The organism is Mesorhizobium australafricanum, assembly GCF_033977265.1.
Taxonomy (GTDB): domain Bacteria; phylum Pseudomonadota; class Alphaproteobacteria; order Rhizobiales; family Rhizobiaceae; genus Mesorhizobium; species Mesorhizobium australafricanum.
Genome location: NZ_JAVIIT010000002.1, coordinates 85,025 through 102,111 on the forward strand (window position 1 = coordinate 85,025; position 17,087 = coordinate 102,111).

The 17,087-nt window shown below is 64.5% G+C and carries 16 protein-coding genes; 7 read left to right on the top strand and 9 right to left on the bottom strand.

Features of this window, described 5'->3' with window-relative positions; all coding sequences use genetic code 11:
- Window positions 1-128 precede the first annotated feature (128 nt).
- The 3 genes from RFM98_RS03925 to RFM98_RS03935 all read right to left on the bottom strand — a co-directional run bounded on the left by RFM98_RS03925 (window position 129) and on the right by RFM98_RS03935 (window position 2,566).
- Window positions 129-1,517 (bottom strand): ATP-binding protein, encoded by a 1,389-nt coding sequence (locus RFM98_RS03925; RefSeq protein WP_320307610.1) that lies wholly within the window; start codon window positions 1,515-1,517, stop codon window positions 129-131.
- A gap of 22 nt (window positions 1,518-1,539) precedes the next feature.
- Window positions 1,540-2,205: a response regulator transcription factor gene (locus tag RFM98_RS03930; RefSeq protein WP_320307611.1), complete on the bottom strand. Its 666-nt coding sequence runs from the start codon at window positions 2,203-2,205 to the stop codon at window positions 1,540-1,542.
- 61 nt (window positions 2,206-2,266) lie between these two features.
- Complete coding sequence (locus tag RFM98_RS03935) at window positions 2,267-2,566, bottom strand: hypothetical protein (RefSeq protein WP_320307612.1); 300 nt, start codon at window positions 2,564-2,566, stop codon at window positions 2,267-2,269.
- Window positions 2,567-2,788: 222 nt separating this feature from the next.
- On the opposite strand from RFM98_RS03935, the gene RFM98_RS03940 reads away from it, so the two are divergent.
- Window positions 2,789-3,175: an ester cyclase gene (locus RFM98_RS03940; protein ID WP_320307613.1), complete on the top strand. Its 387-nt coding sequence runs from the start codon at window positions 2,789-2,791 to the stop codon at window positions 3,173-3,175.
- A 9-nt stretch (window positions 3,176-3,184) separates the two neighbouring features.
- Here RFM98_RS03940 and RFM98_RS03945 read toward each other — a convergent pair whose 3' ends face one another.
- The 3 genes from RFM98_RS03945 to RFM98_RS03955 all read right to left on the bottom strand — a co-directional run bounded on the left by RFM98_RS03945 (window position 3,185) and on the right by RFM98_RS03955 (window position 7,711).
- Window positions 3,185-3,592: a DUF3168 domain-containing protein gene (locus tag RFM98_RS03945; protein WP_320307614.1), complete on the bottom strand. Its 408-nt coding sequence runs from the start codon at window positions 3,590-3,592 to the stop codon at window positions 3,185-3,187.
- A 144-nt stretch (window positions 3,593-3,736) separates the two neighbouring features.
- Window positions 3,737-5,290, bottom strand: a complete 1,554-nt coding sequence (locus tag RFM98_RS03950; protein ID WP_320307615.1) for a trimethylamine methyltransferase family protein — start codon at window positions 5,288-5,290, stop codon at window positions 3,737-3,739.
- Between the two features lie 12 nt (window positions 5,291-5,302).
- On the bottom strand, window positions 5,303-7,711 hold the full coding sequence (locus tag RFM98_RS03955) for a GcvT family protein (protein ID WP_320307616.1): 2,409 nt from the start codon (window positions 7,709-7,711) through the stop codon (window positions 5,303-5,305).
- 110 nt (window positions 7,712-7,821) lie between these two features.
- Here RFM98_RS03955 and RFM98_RS03960 point away from each other — a divergent pair, with 110 nt between their 5' ends.
- From RFM98_RS03960 to RFM98_RS03980, 5 genes are all read left to right on the top strand, one after another.
- The gene (locus tag RFM98_RS03960; RefSeq protein ID WP_320307617.1) at window positions 7,822-8,460 is read left to right on the top strand and encodes a TetR/AcrR family transcriptional regulator; all 639 of its coding nucleotides are present in this window, start codon (window positions 7,822-7,824) and stop codon (window positions 8,458-8,460) included.
- Window positions 8,461-8,620: 160 nt separating this feature from the next.
- On the top strand, window positions 8,621-10,777 hold the full coding sequence (locus RFM98_RS03965) for a transglycosylase domain-containing protein (protein WP_320307618.1): 2,157 nt from the start codon (window positions 8,621-8,623) through the stop codon (window positions 10,775-10,777).
- 80 nt (window positions 10,778-10,857) lie between these two features.
- Complete coding sequence (locus RFM98_RS03970) at window positions 10,858-11,442, top strand: DUF1214 domain-containing protein (RefSeq protein WP_320307619.1); 585 nt, start codon at window positions 10,858-10,860, stop codon at window positions 11,440-11,442.
- Window positions 11,435-11,983, top strand: coding sequence for a DUF1254 domain-containing protein (locus RFM98_RS03975; RefSeq protein WP_320214330.1), 549 nt, complete (start codon window positions 11,435-11,437; stop codon window positions 11,981-11,983). The genes RFM98_RS03970 and RFM98_RS03975 overlap by 8 nt, the downstream gene beginning before the upstream one ends.
- A 463-nt stretch (window positions 11,984-12,446) precedes the next feature.
- The gene (locus tag RFM98_RS03980; protein WP_320308125.1) at window positions 12,447-13,454 is read left to right on the top strand and encodes a DUF2336 domain-containing protein; all 1,008 of its coding nucleotides are present in this window, start codon (window positions 12,447-12,449) and stop codon (window positions 13,452-13,454) included.
- A gap of 110 nt (window positions 13,455-13,564) precedes the next feature.
- Here RFM98_RS03980 and RFM98_RS03985 read toward each other — a convergent pair whose 3' ends face one another.
- Complete coding sequence (locus RFM98_RS03985; RefSeq protein WP_320307620.1) at window positions 13,565-13,912, bottom strand: DUF1491 family protein; 348 nt, start codon at window positions 13,910-13,912, stop codon at window positions 13,565-13,567.
- A gap of 117 nt (window positions 13,913-14,029) precedes the next feature.
- Between RFM98_RS03985 and RFM98_RS03990 the strand changes: the two genes are divergently transcribed.
- Window positions 14,030-14,179 carry a hypothetical protein gene (locus RFM98_RS03990; protein WP_320307621.1) on the top strand — a complete coding sequence of 50 codons (150 nt, stop codon included), beginning with the start codon at window positions 14,030-14,032 and terminating at the stop codon, window positions 14,177-14,179.
- Window positions 14,180-14,197: 18 nt separating this feature from the next.
- On the opposite strand, the gene RFM98_RS03995 is transcribed toward RFM98_RS03990, so the two are convergent.
- Window positions 14,198-14,989: a peptidoglycan-binding domain-containing protein gene (locus RFM98_RS03995; protein WP_320307622.1), complete on the bottom strand. Its 792-nt coding sequence runs from the start codon at window positions 14,987-14,989 to the stop codon at window positions 14,198-14,200.
- Entirely contained in the window at window positions 14,964-16,700 is a 1,737-nt protein-coding gene (locus RFM98_RS04000) for a sensor histidine kinase (protein WP_320307623.1), read from the bottom strand. Before RFM98_RS04000 ends, RFM98_RS03995 begins: the two co-directional genes overlap by 26 nt.
- Window positions 16,701-17,087: the final 387 nt, after the last annotated feature.

The window sequence follows — 17,087 nt, forward strand, 5'->3', positions numbered from 1 at the left end:
TGAGCGAAATGCACTTCTTGAGTGAGATGGATTGGGGGCCGCGCGATCGGGGAGGATATTGAGCCCATAGTATTGATATTTGTCGGAAATTTGGCCGTCAGCCGCTGCACGCAAATCGATAAAAAACATCAGTGAAGGCTCCGCAATCTCACCACCGCCCTCAGGCCGCCCATGCCGGACCGTTCCAGCGCCAGCGAGCCTCCATACTCGTTGACGAGGTCGGCGACAATGGCCAGCCCGAGCCCTGTTCCGGGCTTTGTCTCGTCGAGTCTTTTGCCACGCTTCAACACTTCCCGCGCGCTGTCCTCGGGAATGCCGGGGCCATCGTCCTCTATAACGATTTCGAACAGGTTGCTCATTCCCGGCGACAGCGCGACCGAAACGGCGACGGCGCTCTTTGCCCATTTCATCGCATTGTCGAGCAGATTGCCGAGCAATTCCTCCAGGTCCTCGCGCTCGCCGGCAAAGACGATCTCGGCTGGCGGCAGCGACAGCGTCAGCCCAGTTTGTGGGTTGAGTTTCTGCAGCACGCGCACCATGCGCTCGGCCACCGGCGAAACCGGGGTGCGGAAGACGACGCTGTTGCGCTGCGCGGCGACGCGGGCGCGCTGCAGATAATGATCGACCTGCTTCTGCATCGAGGCGGCCTGGTCGGCGATCAACTGGCCCTTGGCGCCGCCGAGCGCGCGGCCCTCATTGATCAGCACGGCGAGCGGCGTCTTGAGCGAATGAGCAAGGTTGCCGACCTGGGTGCGCGAGCGTTCGACGATGCGCCGGTTGTTCTCGATCAGCGCATTGGTCTCGTTGGCCAGCGGCTCGATCTCGGCCGGGAAGCGGCCGTCGAGGCGCTGCGCCGTGCCTTCGCGTACCATGGCGAGCGCATTGCGAACCCGCCGCAGGGGCTGCAAGCCCAACAGGATGGCGATGGCGTTGATGGCGATCATGCCGACGCCGAACAGCGAGAGATAGGTGAGCAGGCGGCGCTGGAAGCTCGCGATCTCCTGCTCGAGCTCGCTGTGGTTGCCCATGACGCGGAAACGGGCGGCGCGGTTCTTGGCATCGAGCACGAACTCGCTCTCGAAGACCTCGAGCTGCTCGCCTTTGATGCCATTGGTCGAATAGCTGCGCTGGAAGTTCGCATTGAAAGGAACCTCTGCGACACTTGGCGAGAGGACCGAGGTCGTCATCGAGGAGGAATGGATTTCGCCGTGGACGCCCTCGGAGGCAGCTTCTACGGACCAATACCAACCGGAATTCGGCTCCGAAAAGCGCAGGTCGCCGAGGTCGGGCGAGCCGGTGAGCGCGCCATTGTCGGAAATGCCGACGGAACCGATCAGGTTGAACAGATGCGCCGAAAGCAGGCTGTCGAAGCCACGTTCGCTGGCCTGGCGGTACAGCGTGGTGATTAGGGTGAAGATGACGATGAGCGTCAGGATCGCCCAGATGGTGGAAAAGCCGATGACGCGAAAGGTCAGCGAGCGCGGCCAGAGCCGCAGCCTTGAAAGCCGCGTTCTCATGGTTGGCTTCAGCGGTTCCGCGTTACGCCTCCGGCTCACGCATGCGATAGCCCATGCCACGCACGGTTTCGATCATGTCGATGCCCATCTTCTTGCGAAGCCGCCCGACAAACACCTCGATGGTGTTGGAATCGCGGTCGAAATCCTGGTCGTAGAGATGCTCGACCAGCTCGGTGCGCGACACCACCTCGCCCATATGGTGCATCAGATAGGTGAGCAAACGAAACTCGTGCGAGGTAAGCTTGAGCGGCACGCCGTTGACATCGGCCTTGGACGCCTTGGTGTCGAGGCGCAGCGGCCCGCAGGTGAGTTCCGAAGAGGCATGGCCCGCCGCGCGGCGGATCAGCGCCCGCACCCTCGCCAGCACCTCCTCGATGTGGAAGGGCTTGGTCACATAGTCGTCGGCGCCGGCGTCGATGCCGGCCACCTTGTCGCTCCAGCGGTCGCGCGCGGTCAGGATCAGCACCGGCATCTTACGGGCGCCGCGGCGCCAGCGCTCGACGACGCTGATCCCGTCCATCTGCGGCAGGCCGATATCGAGGACGACGGCGTCGTAGGGCTCGGTGTCGCCGAGGAAGTGCCCCTCCTCGCCGTCATAGGCGCGGTCGACGACATAACCGGCATCGACCAGCGCATCGGCCAACTGCCGGTTGAGATCCTTGTCATCCTCGACGACGAGCACGCGCATGGTTCGAAGCCTATTGAGTAAGAGGTATAGGCCGATTCCGCCGGCCTGGGAAACGAGGGGCTCAGCCCATCGGGACAATGATTTCGGAGCGTCGCGGACGCTGGCCGTCCTTGCCCGGGACGAGCACGACGATGACGCAGACCGGCTGGCCGCCCCGCGTCGACTGCGACGCCTTGGCCAGCGTGCCGCCATTCTGCGCGGCGACCTGCTGGCCGATCGCATAGCAATCACCGGCGGCGAGCACGACCGGCTGATCGACCGACGGCTCGATGACCGGCAGGGCGATAGCCTGCGACGCAAAGAGGCCGGCTGCGGCAAGCGCCAGCACTGCTTTGCGGAGATGGGTGCCAAGGTTTTTCATGATCACGGTTCTAACGCATACGGGCTGAACGTGAAATGAACGGTGAACAACCGAAAATTCATGTCCGGCATACCCCTGCGCGAGTGTCGATGCCGTGGCTCCCTCAAGCCCGGCTTCGAATTCATAGCCGGAAAATCGGTCGATCCGCTACGCTTTTTGGATGCGGTTTCTGCGCCCTGCACTAGCTAGTGCAGATCGGCCCGCTGACCATAGGAGCAAGCGATGACGCGCGAAGATATTGCCGGCCTCTACCGGGGCTACCTCGCCTGCCTGAACGACCAGGACTGGGACAATCTCAGCCGCTTCGTCGGCGAGGAGGTGCAGTATAATGGCGAGACGATCGGGCTGTCGGGCTATCGGCGCATGCTGGAAGGCGATTTCGAGGCCATTCCCGACCTGCGCTTCAACATCGAGCTTCTGATCTCGGAGCCGCCGCGCGTGGCGGCGCGCCTGCATTTCGACTGCCGGCCCAAAGGTGTGCTGTTCGGCTTGCCGGTCAACGGCAAGCGGGTTTCTTTCGCCGAGAACGTTTTCTACGAGTTCCGCGACGGCCGCATAAGCGAGGTCTGGTCGGTCATCGACAAAGCCGCCATCCAGGCGCAGCTTTAGGCGTCAGTCTCAGGCGGCTTCCTGTGTTAGCGCGCGAAAGCGCAGCAGGCCGTGATGGACCGCGAGGTCCTCATCATAGCGTGCTTCGGCGAATTCCAGCGACAAGCGAGTCTGGCCGCGCGATCCGATGGAGAACGCCGCGCCATCGAGGCGCGCCGTGATGCTGTCCATGATGAGGCGCGTCTCGGCCTCGCCTTGAGCCTTCGACCAGACGTGCAAGGTGACCAACTGGTCGCTGTCGTCGTCGGCGCCGGTCTCGAGGTCGAAAGCGCTGGTACGGCCATATGTGACGTTCGGAAAGGCGGCTTTGTCGTTCGCCTGCTCGAGCAGGCCGACGCCGCCGAGCAGCGCCGACAGCGACGCATCGGTCTTCAGCCTCAGGAACAAGGCCTGCATCAAATCGCCAGGCGCCGTCATCTACCGTCCATCGCCAACACATATCTCCGCACCGCTGCCAATCTCCGGCAACGTAGCCGCGCTCGCGATCCGATGCCAGATCGCGAATCGTCTTGACTATAACGTGAATGGCGAAGGTCTCGAATTTATTACGTTTTCGTCAAATTATGAGACTGGGGCCGCGCCGCCTTGCTCGGTGCGCCGCGCGATGAACTCGTCGAGCACGCCCGCGGTGGCGGCAGCGGAGACCGGTGGCTGGAAATCGGCGAGAATCCGCTTCCAGATGCCGGTTGCACGCTCCGTCGCCGTCTTGCCGCCGGACTGCGTCCAGTTGCCGAAATTCGACCAATCGGCCACCAGCGGCTCGTAGAAGGCGGTGCGGTAGCGCGCCATGGTGTGGGCGGCCGAGAAGAAGTGGCCGCCCGGCTGCACTTCGGCGATGGCCTCGAAGCCGATAGCATCCGTGTCGCCCGGCGTCGCGGCGCAAAGCTCGGCGACCGTCTGCAGCGCCTCGATGTCGGTGATCAGCTTTTCAAGCGAGACGCTCAGGCCGCCTTCCAGCCAGCCGGCGGAGTGGATGCAGACAGTGGCGCCCGCAAGCACCGAGCCCCATAGCGCGAACTGCGTCTCGTGGGCTGCCTGCGCGTCGGAAATGTTGGCGGCGCTGCCGCCGCCGGAGCGCCAGGGCAGACCGGTGTAGCGAGCCAGTTGGCCCGCTCCAAGCGTCGCCTTGATATGTTCCGGCGTGCCGAAGGCCGGAGCGCCCGACTTCATGTCGACATTGGACGAGAAGGAGCCATAGACCACCGGCGCGCCGGGGCGCACGATCTGGGCAAGCGTCAGGCCGGCCAGCGCCTCGGCATGCTGCAGGGTCAACGCGCCGGCGACCGTGATCGGCGCCATCGCGCCCGCCAGGCAGAAGGGCGTGATGACCAGCACCTGGCCGGCCTTGGCAAAGTCGATGATGCCTTGCGCCATCGGAATATCGAGCTGGCGCGGCGAGTTGGTGTTGATGACGGTGTAGCAATAGGCGCCGGCGCGGAACTGGTCCTGCGAAAGGCCGCGTGCCAGGCGGATCATCTCGAACCCGTCCTCGACTTGCGGCGCGCCGCGCGCGAAGACGAAGGGGAACTTGTCCGACAGTGTCAGCTGTGCCCGGTTGACGGCATAGTGGCGGAGGCGGTTGTCGATGTCCTGCGGCTCGACGCAGGGGCCAAGCATATGCAGCACGTCGAAATGCTGGATCAGCTTGATGAACTCCTCGAAGGCGGCGAACGTTCCCGGCCGGCGGCCGCGCTCGAGGTCGGTGACGTTGGGGGCGCCGGAGCCGGCAAGGAACGTCATCGAGCCGAGTTCGAGCATGAGATCGCGGGAACGGTCACCGCCAAGGGCGGGAATCGAGCGCGGCGCCGAGGCAAGTGCGGCCTCGACCATGTCGCGGCCGATCTTCACCATCTGGCTGTCTTCGTCGACCAACGCACCCGCTTTGGCGTAGATCGCACGCGCCTCGGGCAGCAGCACCTTGATGCCGAGCTCCTCCAAAACGCGCAGCGCAGTATCGTGGATGGCCGCGACCTGGTCGTCGGAAAAGATCGGCTGCGGCAGGAAGGGGTTCTTCAGCGACCGGTAGTTCGGGTGCCGGCTAGACTCGCTGCCTGCCTCGCCGGTGCGACCCCGCCGGCGTTCGCGCCTGAGATCACGTGCGGCCTCGTCAATCATGGCAGTTCCTCCTCATTGCCGCATCGCCTTGCCTTGCGCGTCGTAGGGCGAGGCCGCGATGACGCGCGCCGGCCGTTCGACCCCGACAATGTGTACGGAAAGTTCGGTCCCCTCCCCGGCGAAATCGTCATCGACCAACGCCAGGGCGACGCTCTTGCCGAGCGTGTAGCCATAGCCGCCGGAGGTGACGAAGCCGACGCGCCGGCCTTCGTGCCAGACCGGTTCGAAGCCGCTGGCATCGGCGTCGACGGCATCCACTTCCACAGTCACGATGCGCCGCGAGACACCGGCCTCGCGCTCTTCGAGCGCCGCCTCGCGGCCGATGAAATCGCCCTTGTCGAAAGCGATGAAGCGGTCGAGCCCGGTCTCGCCGGCCGTGTAACCCTGGGTGAATTCGCGCGACCAGATGCCGAAGCTCTTTTCCAGCCGCAGCGAATTCAGCGCGTAGTAACCGATCTCGGCAAGACCGAGACCCTCGCCGGCGGCAAGCAGCGTTTCACGCAGGCTCGCATGCATGGTGGCCGGGCAGTTGATCTCGAAGCCAAGCTCGCCGGCGATCGACAGCCGCGAGACCCGGGCACGAACCATGCCGATGTCGAACGCGGCGCAGGCCATGAAGGGGAAGGCTTTGGCGGAGAGGTCCTGATGCGTGGTGCGTTCGACGATCTTCCTTGCGTTCGGGCCGGTGACGAGGAAACCGGATACGGCATCGGAAATGTCGGTGACGGCGACGCCATCCGTCAGATGCGCCTCGAACCAGCGCATATGGAATTCGCGCAAATAGTAGGAACCCATGATCCAGTACTCGCCGCCCCAGTTGAGCACGGTGAGATCGCCCTTCAGCCGGCCGTCAGACCCAAGCATCGGCGCAAGCCGGGCGCGCCCCGGCTTCGGCAGCCGGCAGGCGAGCAGCCGGTCGAGCCAGGCCTCCGCTCCCGGGCCTGACACGACGTAGCGCGAGAAGGCCGTGGTATCGACAAGGCCGGCGGCGCGGCGGACCTGCAGCACCTCGTCGCCGACGAAGTCGAAAGCATTGGAGCGCTTCAGCGTCGTTTCCTCGCGAAAGCCCATCGGCGCGAAATAGGCGGGGATTTCCAGTCCCCACGATGCCGTCCATTCGCAGCCGGCGGCCGTCATGCCGTCATAGCCGCCGGGCCGCTTCAAGGGCCGGCCGGCCGGAAGCCGTTCATTGGGGAAGGTCATGACGAAGCGGCGCGCGTAGAACTGGCGCGTTGTTTGCCGCAGATATTCGCGGTTGGCGGCAAAGCCGCCGTAGCGGGCGACGTCCATGCCGAAGATGTCGGCTTCCGGCTCGCCATGGATCATCCATTCGGCCAGCGACTTGCCGACGCCGCCGCCCTGGCTGAAGCCGGCCATGACGCCGCAGGCGACCCAATAGTTCTTCAGCCCCCTGACCGGACCGACCAGCGGATTGCCGTCCGGCGTGAAGGTGAAGGCGCCGTTGACCCATTTGCGGATGCCGGCGGTGGCCAGGCATGGGAAGCGTTCATAGGCCTTGGCAAGCTCGGGGCTGATGCGGTCGATATCCTCCGGGATCAGCTCGATGCCGTAATCCCAGGGCGCGCCGTCCATGTTCCAGTGCTTCGGGTTCTGCTCGTAGACGCCAAGCAGGATGCCTTTGCGCTCCTGCCTGAGATACGAAAAGCCGTCCAGATCGACGACGACGCCGATCTCCTTGTCGAGCGCGGCGATCTCGGGAATGTCCTCGGTGACGAAATAATGATGCTCCATCGGCGTCACCGGCAGGTCGACGCCGGCCATCAGCCCGACCTGCTTGGCCCACAGGCCGCCGGCATTGACGACGTGCTCGGCAACGATGGTGCCCTTCTCGGTGACGACATCCCAGCCGCCGTCGGCACGCTGCCTCAACTCGACGACACGGTTGCGCAGGATGACATCGGCGCCGCGTTTCCTGGCCGCGCCGGCATAGGCGTGCGTGGTGCCGTAGGGATCGAGATGGCCCTCGTTGGAATCGTAGAGCCCGCCGAGCACACCGCTGACATCGGCGATCGGGCAGATTTCCCTGATCTCGTCGGGCGTGACCAGCCGCGCCGTCTCGATGCCGACCGACTGGAACACCGCCCAGGCCGATTTCAGCCATTCCCAGCGCTGCGGGTCGCTCGCCATGTTGACGCCGCCGGTCATGTGCAGCCCGGCATTCTGGCCGGACTCGGCCTCGATCTCGCGGTAGAGCCGGATGGTGTAGTCCTGCAGCGCCGCGACATTGGGGTCGGCGTTGAGCGCATGAAAGCCGGCCGCCGCATGCCAGGTCGAGCCGGCCGTCAGCTCGGCGCGCTCGATCAGCGCCACGTCGCTCCAGCCGAAGCGCGTCAGGTGATAGAGCACCGAGGCACCGACCACGCCTCCCCCGATGACGACCGCGCGATAGTGCGACTTCACGAGCTTCTCCCTCTCGTTGGAAGCCATAAGATACATGATCTGTACACATGTGTCTAGACACTTCTGTCCAGAGCTTGCGCACGACGCCGCGCCGTGCCACTTGTTCGGTCATGATCATGACCAATCGCCAGGACGAGCCGGCGCCCGGCAATATCAAGGTGACCCGCGCGGACTGGATCAACCTGGCGCTGCAGACGCTGATTTCCGACGGCATCGAGAGCGTGCGGGTGCTTACGCTTGGACAGAAGCTCGGCGTGTCGCGCTCGAGCTTCTACTGGTATTTCGAAAGCCGGCAGGATCTGCTCGACCAGTTGCTCAAGCACTGGCAGGACACCAACACCAAGGCGATCGTCGAGCGGGCGCGCCGGCCGGCCGAGACCATCATCATGGGCGTGATGAACGTGTTCGAATGCTGGGCCGACGAGCGCCTGTTCGATCCACGCCTCGATTTCGCCATCCGCGAATGGGCGCGGCGCTCGGCCGACGTGCGGCGCGTCATCGACCGGGCCGACGAGGAGCGCCTTCTCGCCATCCGCGATATGTACCGGCGGCACGGCTATGACGGCGAGGACGCCTTCATCCGCGCCCGCGTCCTCTATTACATGCAGATCGGCTATTACGTGCTCGACCTCAAGGAACCGGTCGAGGCGCGCGTCAGCCATCTCGCCGCCTATCTGCGCTCCTTCACCGGGCTGGAACCGAGCGAAGCGGATGTGGCGCATTTCATGCGCTTCATCGCGGCGCGGTGATATCGCAACGTGCAATCAACCTTAGCGTTCAACAAAGCTTGTGCTGTGGCTTCGCTGCCCTTGTGAGCGGTGATAAAATGGTCGAATAGTTTGACAGGGTGCCACCTGAAACTGCCCGCATGCTGTTTTCAGGCGAAAGCGCGTTGGGGCGGAAGTCGGAATGGCAAGTCCTTCGAAACCACGCAAGAGAAGAGGCCGGATCGCTTCGGCGCTGCTCGGCTTCGATGCGTGGCTCGATTCCTCGCTCTACGAGATCGGTTTCAAGGCGCGCGAATTCTGGGAAGCGGCGACCATCTTTTCCCGCCGTTTCCGGGTGCATGGCTGGCGCCGCGCCATCATCGAGATGCTGAGCGAGGGTTTCACCATGGGCGCCGGCGGCTTCGTGGTGCTGCTCGCGCTCGCCATGCCGGCCTTCGACATCACCACCGGCGACTGGCGCAACCAGGGCGACTTCGCCGTCACCTTCCTCGACCGCTACGGCAACGAGATCGGCCAGCGCGGCATCATCCAGCGCGATTCCGTACCGGTCGACGAGATGCCCGACATCGTCATCAAGGCGGTGCTGGCGACCGAGGACCGGCGTTTCTTCGACCATTACGGCATCGATGTGCTCGGCCTGTCGCGCGCGATCTTCGAGAATGTGCGCGCCAATTCGGTGGTCCAGGGCGGCTCCAGCATCACGCAGCAGCTCGCCAAGAACCTGTTCCTTTCCAACGAGCGCACCCTTGAGCGCAAGATCAAGGAAGCCTTCCTGTCGCTGTGGCTGGAGGCGAACCTGTCCAAGAAAGAGATCCTGCAGCTCTATCTCGACCGCGCCTATATGGGCGGCGGCACGTTCGGCATCGAGGCGGCGGCGGATTTCTATTTCGGCAAGAGCGTCAAGGACCTGAGCCTGGCCGAAGCGGCGATGCTTGCCGGCCTGTTCAAGGCGCCGACCAAATACGCCCCGCATATCAACCTGCCGGCGGCGCGCGCGCGCGCCAATGTGGTGCTGTCCAACCTGGTCGACGCCGGCTTCATGACCGAAGGCCAGGTGCTGCAGGCGCGGCTGCATCCGGCCGACGTCGTCGACCGCGGCGAGCAGAAGAGCCCGGATTATTTCCTCGACTGGGCCTTCGACGAGGTCAAGAAGATCGCCAAGCCCGGCCAGCACTCGCTGGTCGCCCACACCACCTTCGACGCCAACATCCAGAAGGCGGCCGAGGAGTCGGTCGAGTTCCATCTCCGGCAATTCGGCAAGGAGTACAACGTCACCGAAGGCGCGGTGGTGGTGATCGAGACCAACGGCGCGGTGCGTGCCATCGTCGGCGGCCGCGACTATGGCACCAGCCAGTTCAACCGCGCCACCAAGGCGCTGCGCCAGACCGGTTCATCCTTCAAGCCTTATGTCTATGCCACCGCGATGGAGCACGGCTTCACGCCTGATTCGGTCGTTTCCGGCGGCGCGGTCAGCTGGGGCAGTTGGTCGCCTCACAACTACAGTGGCGGGTCGGCCGGCAATGTCACGCTGCTCACGGCAATCGCCAAGTCGATCAACACGGTGCCGGTACGCCTCGCCAAGGATTATCTCGGCATCGGTCCAATCAAGGCCATGGCCGAATCGATGGGTGTCGAATCGCCGCTGGAATCGCACAAGACCATGGTGCTCGGCACATCGGGCATGACGGTGATGGACCAGGCGACCGGCTATAGCGTCTTTGCCCAGAACGGTTTCGTCGGCTCACGCCATGGTATCACCCAGCTCGTCACCCGCACCGGCGAGGTCGTCTATGACTGGACCAAGGACGCGCCGCCGCCGCACCGCGTGCTGTCGGAAAAGGCGCTGAAATACATGAACACCATGCTGGCGGCGGTGCCGGTGATCGGCACCGCCCGGCGCGCCCAGCTTCCCAACATCGTCGTCGCCGGCAAGACCGGCACGACGCAATCCTATCGCGATGCCTGGTTCGTCGGCTTCACCGGCAATTACACGGCCGCCGTCTGGCTCGGCAATGACGACTTTACTGCGACCAACAAGATGACCGGCGGCACGCTGCCGGCAATGGTCTGGCAGCGGCTGATGGTCTATGCGCACCAGAATATCGACCTGAAGCCGATCCCCGGTATCGATCATCCATGGGTCGATCCGGAGGTCGCGGCCAAGGCGGAGGAGGCGGCGAAGAAAGAAGCCGACGCCACGGCGGCGCAGGTCGAGGCCGAACGCCCGCCGGTGCTTTCCAGCCGCACCACCCAGACGCTGAGGGAATTGACCAAGGCGTTCCAGGCCGCGCCCGTGCTCGATGCGCCCGCCTTGCCGGAGACGCTTTCGGCGCTTTAGGACCACGCTGGCGCGAAGCCGGCTTGCCACAGCACCCCGCGCCGCGATATCCCGGGCAACCTCCTCTGTTTGCGGCTCTCATGCTCAAGAACGCCATCCTGACGCTGCTTTCGCTTGCCATAGCCATCGGGCTTGGCGGCTACAGCGTCTGGTACGCGCTCAACGCGCAGGATGGCGTCGGCGCGATCCGCATCGGCCAATGGACCGCCTTCCCCGAAGTCGGGACCTTAGCCGCCGACCCCTACTCCAAGGCGCGTGTGGCGCGAGAGGGCGTGCTGGCGCTCGGCCAGGCCGAGGGGCTTGCCTTCGTCGCCGAGCGCGACGATGCCGGCCAGCCGCTGAAACGCGAATGCGCCTACACGATCGCGGGCGGTTATCCGACCGCCCGCTTCTGGACGCTCTATGCCGCCGACCAGTCGCTTGGCGTGATCGACACCGGCAAATCGAGGCGGTCGGCGCTGCAGTCCTACGAAGTGCTGCGCCAGCCGGACAATTCCGTCGTCGTCTCCGTCGGCAACAGCCCGGCCCCCGGCAACTGGCTGCTCACCGGCGGCTCCGGCAAGATGTATTTCGTGCTGACCTTCTACGACACGCCGATCGCCTCGAGCACTGGCCTCTCCGACGTGACGCTGCCGCGCATCCTGAAGGCGGGCTGCAATGCGTAGCCTGCTGCACGCCCTGATCCTCGGCATCCTCGGCGCCGGCATCGTGCATATCGTCGTGCTGTTCCTGGTGCCGGAATTTTCCGAGCGCGATGCCTGGTCGCGGCTGGCGATGGCCTCCGACCTCTACAGGATGACGCGGCTGGACGCCGAAGCCGGCGGCGCGCCGGTGGTGAAGTCGGTCGACCCGCTGTTTTATGCCGCCGCCTGCCGCTTCGACCTCGCCGACGGCCTGGTTCGGATCAAGGCGCCCGGCGACGTGCCGTTCTGGTCGGCCTCGGTCTACGACCGCAACGGCCACAACATCTATTCCTTCAACGACCACAACGCTAATGGCGAAAAGCTCGACGCGGTGGTGCTGACGCCGGCGCAGATGATCGATGTGCGGCGCGACCTTCCGGAGGATCTGCAGGGCGCGATCTTCGTCGAGGCGCCGATCGAGGAAGGCATTTTCGTCGTCCGCGCCTTCGTGCCGGACGAGAGCTGGAAGCCGATCGTGTCACGCTTCCTGGAGCAGAGCGCCTGCGAATTGCAGGACTACTAACGCAAGCGATTCCGGGAAAAGCGTGAAACAGTTGGGCTCGGCGACTTCGCCGTAACCTTCTGCCCGGAATTGCGCCAACGTCTATCAGTGATGTGGCGTGGAAGGTGGCGGCGAGCCGGGCTTGTCCGGACTGCCAGGCTGAGCTTCACTGGCCTGCGGACGCAATTCGTAGCGGACGCCGGGGAAAATGATGACCGCCGCCGCCGTCGTGGTGTCGCGACTTGCTCGATTTACAGGTGCCGCTCGCGGCACAAAAGACAGGACCATGCCCATGGTTCGCGCATTCCCTCTCGGTTTCCCCGGAGCACAACGCAACGCCTCCAAAGTTGATTAAGAGGCGTAGAGGGTTAACGGAGCGCTAACGGATCGCGGCTAATTTGATGTTTGTTTTTCCTGGAGATGCGAAACCGGCCCGGCCGGATTGCGCGGTTCAGGATTGTGTCGAGTGTCGGGCGTATCCTCCGTGTCATCTTCGGATTTCAGGCAAATCGCTATCAGGACCGAAGCTGGAAAGGCCGAAAGGCTGTTCCGCGCCGCCGTGTCGGCCTTCTGCTCGCTGACGCGCCCCTCGCGCCGCGAGATCGCCCAGCTCGAGGATCTGACACTGCCGCTGTTCGACGAGGTCTCGGTCGAATCGCGCCGCTATGTCGCCGCTGCCCTATCCGAGTGCGAATATGCGCCGACCGCGCTGGTACGTCGGCTGGCCGAAGAGCCGGTCGAGGTCGCAGCACCCCTGCTTACCCGCTCCAAAGCGCTGCGCGACATCGACCTCATCGCGCTGATCGGCCGGCACGGGCTGCCGCACGCACGCGCCATCGCGCGCCGCAAGGAGCTCAACACGACGATCGCCGACCTGATCCGCGCGCTCGAGAAACCGACGCTGGTCAAGACGCGGCCGCCGGAGACGGTCACCAGGCTTGCGCCGAAACCAGAGCCCGTGGCCAAGGCGGACACCGGCCGTCCCGCGCCCGACGAAGCGGCGGAGAATGCGCGGCGCCGGCTGCGTTCGATGATGCGCCCGGCCGGTGACAGTGCCGGCGTCAACACCTTTCTCGGCCAGCCGGCCTATCTGAAGCTGCGCGAGACGGCGCTGACCGGCAACGCGGCCTTCTTCCAGACCGCCCTTGCCGATGCGTTGGAGATCGACTTCGCGACGGCCCGCTCGGTGACCGGGCAGTCAAGCTATGCCGCGTTGCTTGCGGCGCTGCGCGCCCTCGATCTCAGCGAAGACAGGGCCTTCCTCATCGCGGTCGCGGTCTATCCCGACGAGTTTCCGCATCCGCAGGCGATCCGCCTGTTCCTCGACCGCTACCGGCTGCTGCACCGCGAGGCGGCGCTCGACAAGGTACGCGGCTGGAAGACCGAGACACTTTCGCGGGCGATCCGCGGCATTGCTTCCGACACGGCACATGCCGAGCGCCTCGAAACCTCGAACGGCGATCAAGCGGCCTCCAGCCTCAAGGCGTCCTAAAGCGCGTCGCGCAGAACCGGATTCAGGCGACGCGCTTTAAGTCTTTGTTTTGATGCATGTCGTTGTCCCAGAACCGCTGCACACTTCTGGGCGACATGCATTAGGCCGGTCTACTCCGTCTTCACCGAAAGAAGCTCCTCGACCGGAACGGCTCCTGCTTCGATCTCGACGACCCAGATGTCGGGATCGAATTTTTTCTCCCGTTCCAATCGCTCATCGAACGCCGAGCCATCCTCACCGGTATCGAGCAAGGTGAAGAAGCGCTCATCGGGCTTGGCCGAATCGTAGCTCGTCTGCGGCGCCGGTCCGTAGAGAGCCACCCCCCCCATCCGGCCGCGCGACAGCACGAAAACCGCGCCCGCCTCGGTGGCGCCACGCTTGACCACGGCCGCGAAACCGCTGGCGCCGAACACGCGGCGCACGAGGGCCGAAACCCAGAGATCGGTGGTTACGCGCATGGAATGTTTCCGGGTAGCACAAGGCTGTTTAGCGGGATTCAGCTACGCTCGCGAGGGAGGATAACGTCAAAAGACTGGAGGTTCGTCGAGCACGGAATAATGCTATGCAGTCCAAACATGAAAACGGTGATCCAGCCTTTAACCGACTCTGAACTGAGACAGCTGAAGCGCGCCTATGATGAAGGCATGGCAAGCGGTGAGGGCCAGAGCGTGGATCGAGCTATCTTTTTGCGCAATCTGAAGGCCGAACGTATAGCACAACAATAACCAGTATTTACGAATGCTTCAGTTGGTCAGGCCGATCTCGCGCATCTTGACGTAGACGGCCTCGTCCGGCTCGCCGGTTTCGGGCAGGCCAAACAATGCCTGGAATTCCTTGATCGCGGATTTGGTGCGGGCGCCGACCTTGCCGTCGAGCTGCATGTCATTATTGCCGAAGGCCTTGAGGCCAGCCTGAATCTTGACGATACGGGCGTCGGGCGACTGCGTGGTGCCGTCGGCCGGGGCGGAAACCGGGATCACCGGCGGTTTGGCGGCGGAAGCGTTGGCGGCGACATCGGCCGGCCGCGGTATCGGATGGGGAATGGCCGCCGTCGTCTGGCGCGCGCCAAGCTGGTCGAGCAGCGTGTTGTCAATCTCGCCCGACCCCGGCAGCCCGACTTTCAGCTGATAGGCCTGGATGGCCTTGCGGGTGGCCGGGCCCGTGAGGCCATCGACCGTGCCGTCGTAGAAGTTGAGGTCCTTCAGAATGCCCTGCACCTGCTGGACGACCGGATCCGGCTTGACGGCCGGCTGCATCGGTGCCTGGCGCACGATGTTGATGGTCGTTTCCGGTTCGTCAGAGACGGTATGCGGGAAATTCTCGATGCTTCGGGTGGCGAAGAAGGCGCTGGTATGCGGAAAAGGCTGATACCAGAGCGCATTGGCCGAGACGTAGAACAGCGTCACCAGGAAGGCGGTCGAACCGCCGACCAGAACCGGATTGCTTGCGATCAGTTGACCGACGGCAGCCGCGCCCTCGGCAAAGACGCCGCGCTCGGGTTCGACCACCTTAGGCCGTTTTGCGGAGCGAGCCATTCCTCTCCCCATCTGCATCCCCCTTCGGCTTCGCCGCCGGCATGGCCAGCACACCGGAAGGCGCACCGGAACGCCGCTTCGGCCCGTTCACCGGCAGGCCGATCGTCACCGTGGTGCCCTCACCCGGCGCGCTCTCGATCGACATCGTGCCCTCGTGCAGCGCCACAAGGCCCTTGACCAGGGACAGGCCGAGCCCGGTTCCCTCGAAACGGCGCGTGTAATCATTCTGGATCTGCATGAACGGCTTGCCGAGATTGGCCATGTCCTCCTCGGCGATGCCGATGCCGGTGTCGCTCACCCAGAAATGCAGGCGCGAGCCGACGCGCTTGGCGCCGATCACGACGCTGCCGCCATCGGGCGTGAACTTCACGGCGTTCGAAGCGAGATTGATCAGGATCTGCTGCACCGCGCGGCGGTCGGCATTGATCTCGCCGGTATCCGGCGCGATCTGCGTGGCAAGAATTATGCCCTTGGCATCGGCCAGCGGCCGCATCATCGAGCGGCACATGTCGACGGCCTCCACGAAGCGGAACGGCTCCAGCTCGGTCGCGTAGGCGCCCGCCTCGATGCGCGAGACATCGAGGATCGATGTGACGACGGACAGAAGATGCTGGCCCGACTCCCTGACCAGGCCGACATATTCCTTCTGGCGCGGATCCTTGAAAGCGCCGAACATCTCATGCAGCAGCATGTCGGAAAAGCCGATGATGGCGTTGAGCGGCGTGCGCAGCTCGTGGCTGACCACCGCCAGGAAGCGGCCCTTGGCCACTTCGGCGGCTGCAGCCACCTCCCTGGCGCCCGCAAGCTCCTCGCGCAGCGCAGCGACGCCGTCGTTCTCGCGCAGGACCACGGTGAATAGGTCGCGGTCGGCTTCGCCGCGCATCAGTTCGAGGCTGAACGGACGGAAATTGTCGGCCGCGCCGGAACCTTCGCGCGGCAAGCGGATGCGCAGCTCAAGCCGGCGCTTCGGCGCACCCTCGCGCATATCGGCCAAAGCGGTGAGATAGGCGACGCGGTCGGAAAGATGGACGCGGTCGAACATGCCGGTGCCGAGCAGGAGCTCGGGCGCCAATTTCAGGATCGAACGCGCCTTGGCGGACGCGTCGAGCACTTCGCCCTGCCGCCCGACGCGCAGCACGACGGCGTCGATGACATCCTCGAGACGATCGGCGGTGGGCTCCGCCAACTGCAAGCTGGCCGGATTGGCGAAGGCGGCGGCACGCGGCAGCAGCGTCAGCGCCCAGGCGAGCGGCAGCAGCCAATGCCAGGCGGCGATCTCGCCAAGCGGCAGGACATGGCCGGCAAAGGGCTGGAGCACGATAGCGGCAAGCGCTGCCAGGGCGCTCGACAACGCGGCGCGCCGCGCCCCGGAGACCCACCAGGTTTCAACCGGCAATGCGACGGCAAGCAGCGTGACCGGCGAGGCCAAGCCGCCCGCGGCGGCAATAGCGCCGGCAAGGGCAAGGCCGCCCAGCACGACCGCCATGCGGCCGGCGAGCGCCATGTGGCCGGTGGCCGCCACCAGAAGCGCAGCGAACCAGCACAGGCCGAAAGCAGCGAAGATGGCGGCTATGGTGACAGCCGCGCCGAGGCTCGACGTGACCAGCGTGACCGCGGCACCGGCAGCGAGGAAGGGAGCCGCAAGCATGACGCCGATGAAGCGGCGCTGGCGCAGGCGCTCTGCCTCACCCGTCACGGTCGGGTGAACCATGCGTTCGCAGCCAGCGGCAACCGCGCCAGGCAATTGAACGTATCTGGCTGAAATAGAACTCAACGCACGCGTACCCGGTCGCAAAAAACGCCCTGCCTGGCAGGTGACTCATCAATTGGCTTGAAACTCGCATCCAGCGTTTAAGGAATGGATAAGGCTGACGGAGCCGGCGACCCGCCCAAGGCAAATATTGTGATGCCGGCGCCGCAAAGCACGCCCAGTTGGCGCCATGGTAAACGGCGGGTTAGCCGCGAGGCCTGTGCCAAAACGGGCCGAAACCTGATCCGGCTAACCACCATAGAAGATAAAGTCGTTTAATAACAATATGATATATGGTTATCATAAAGTTAATGTGACTAATGAGATTCGAGGCAAGTCGATGTCAAA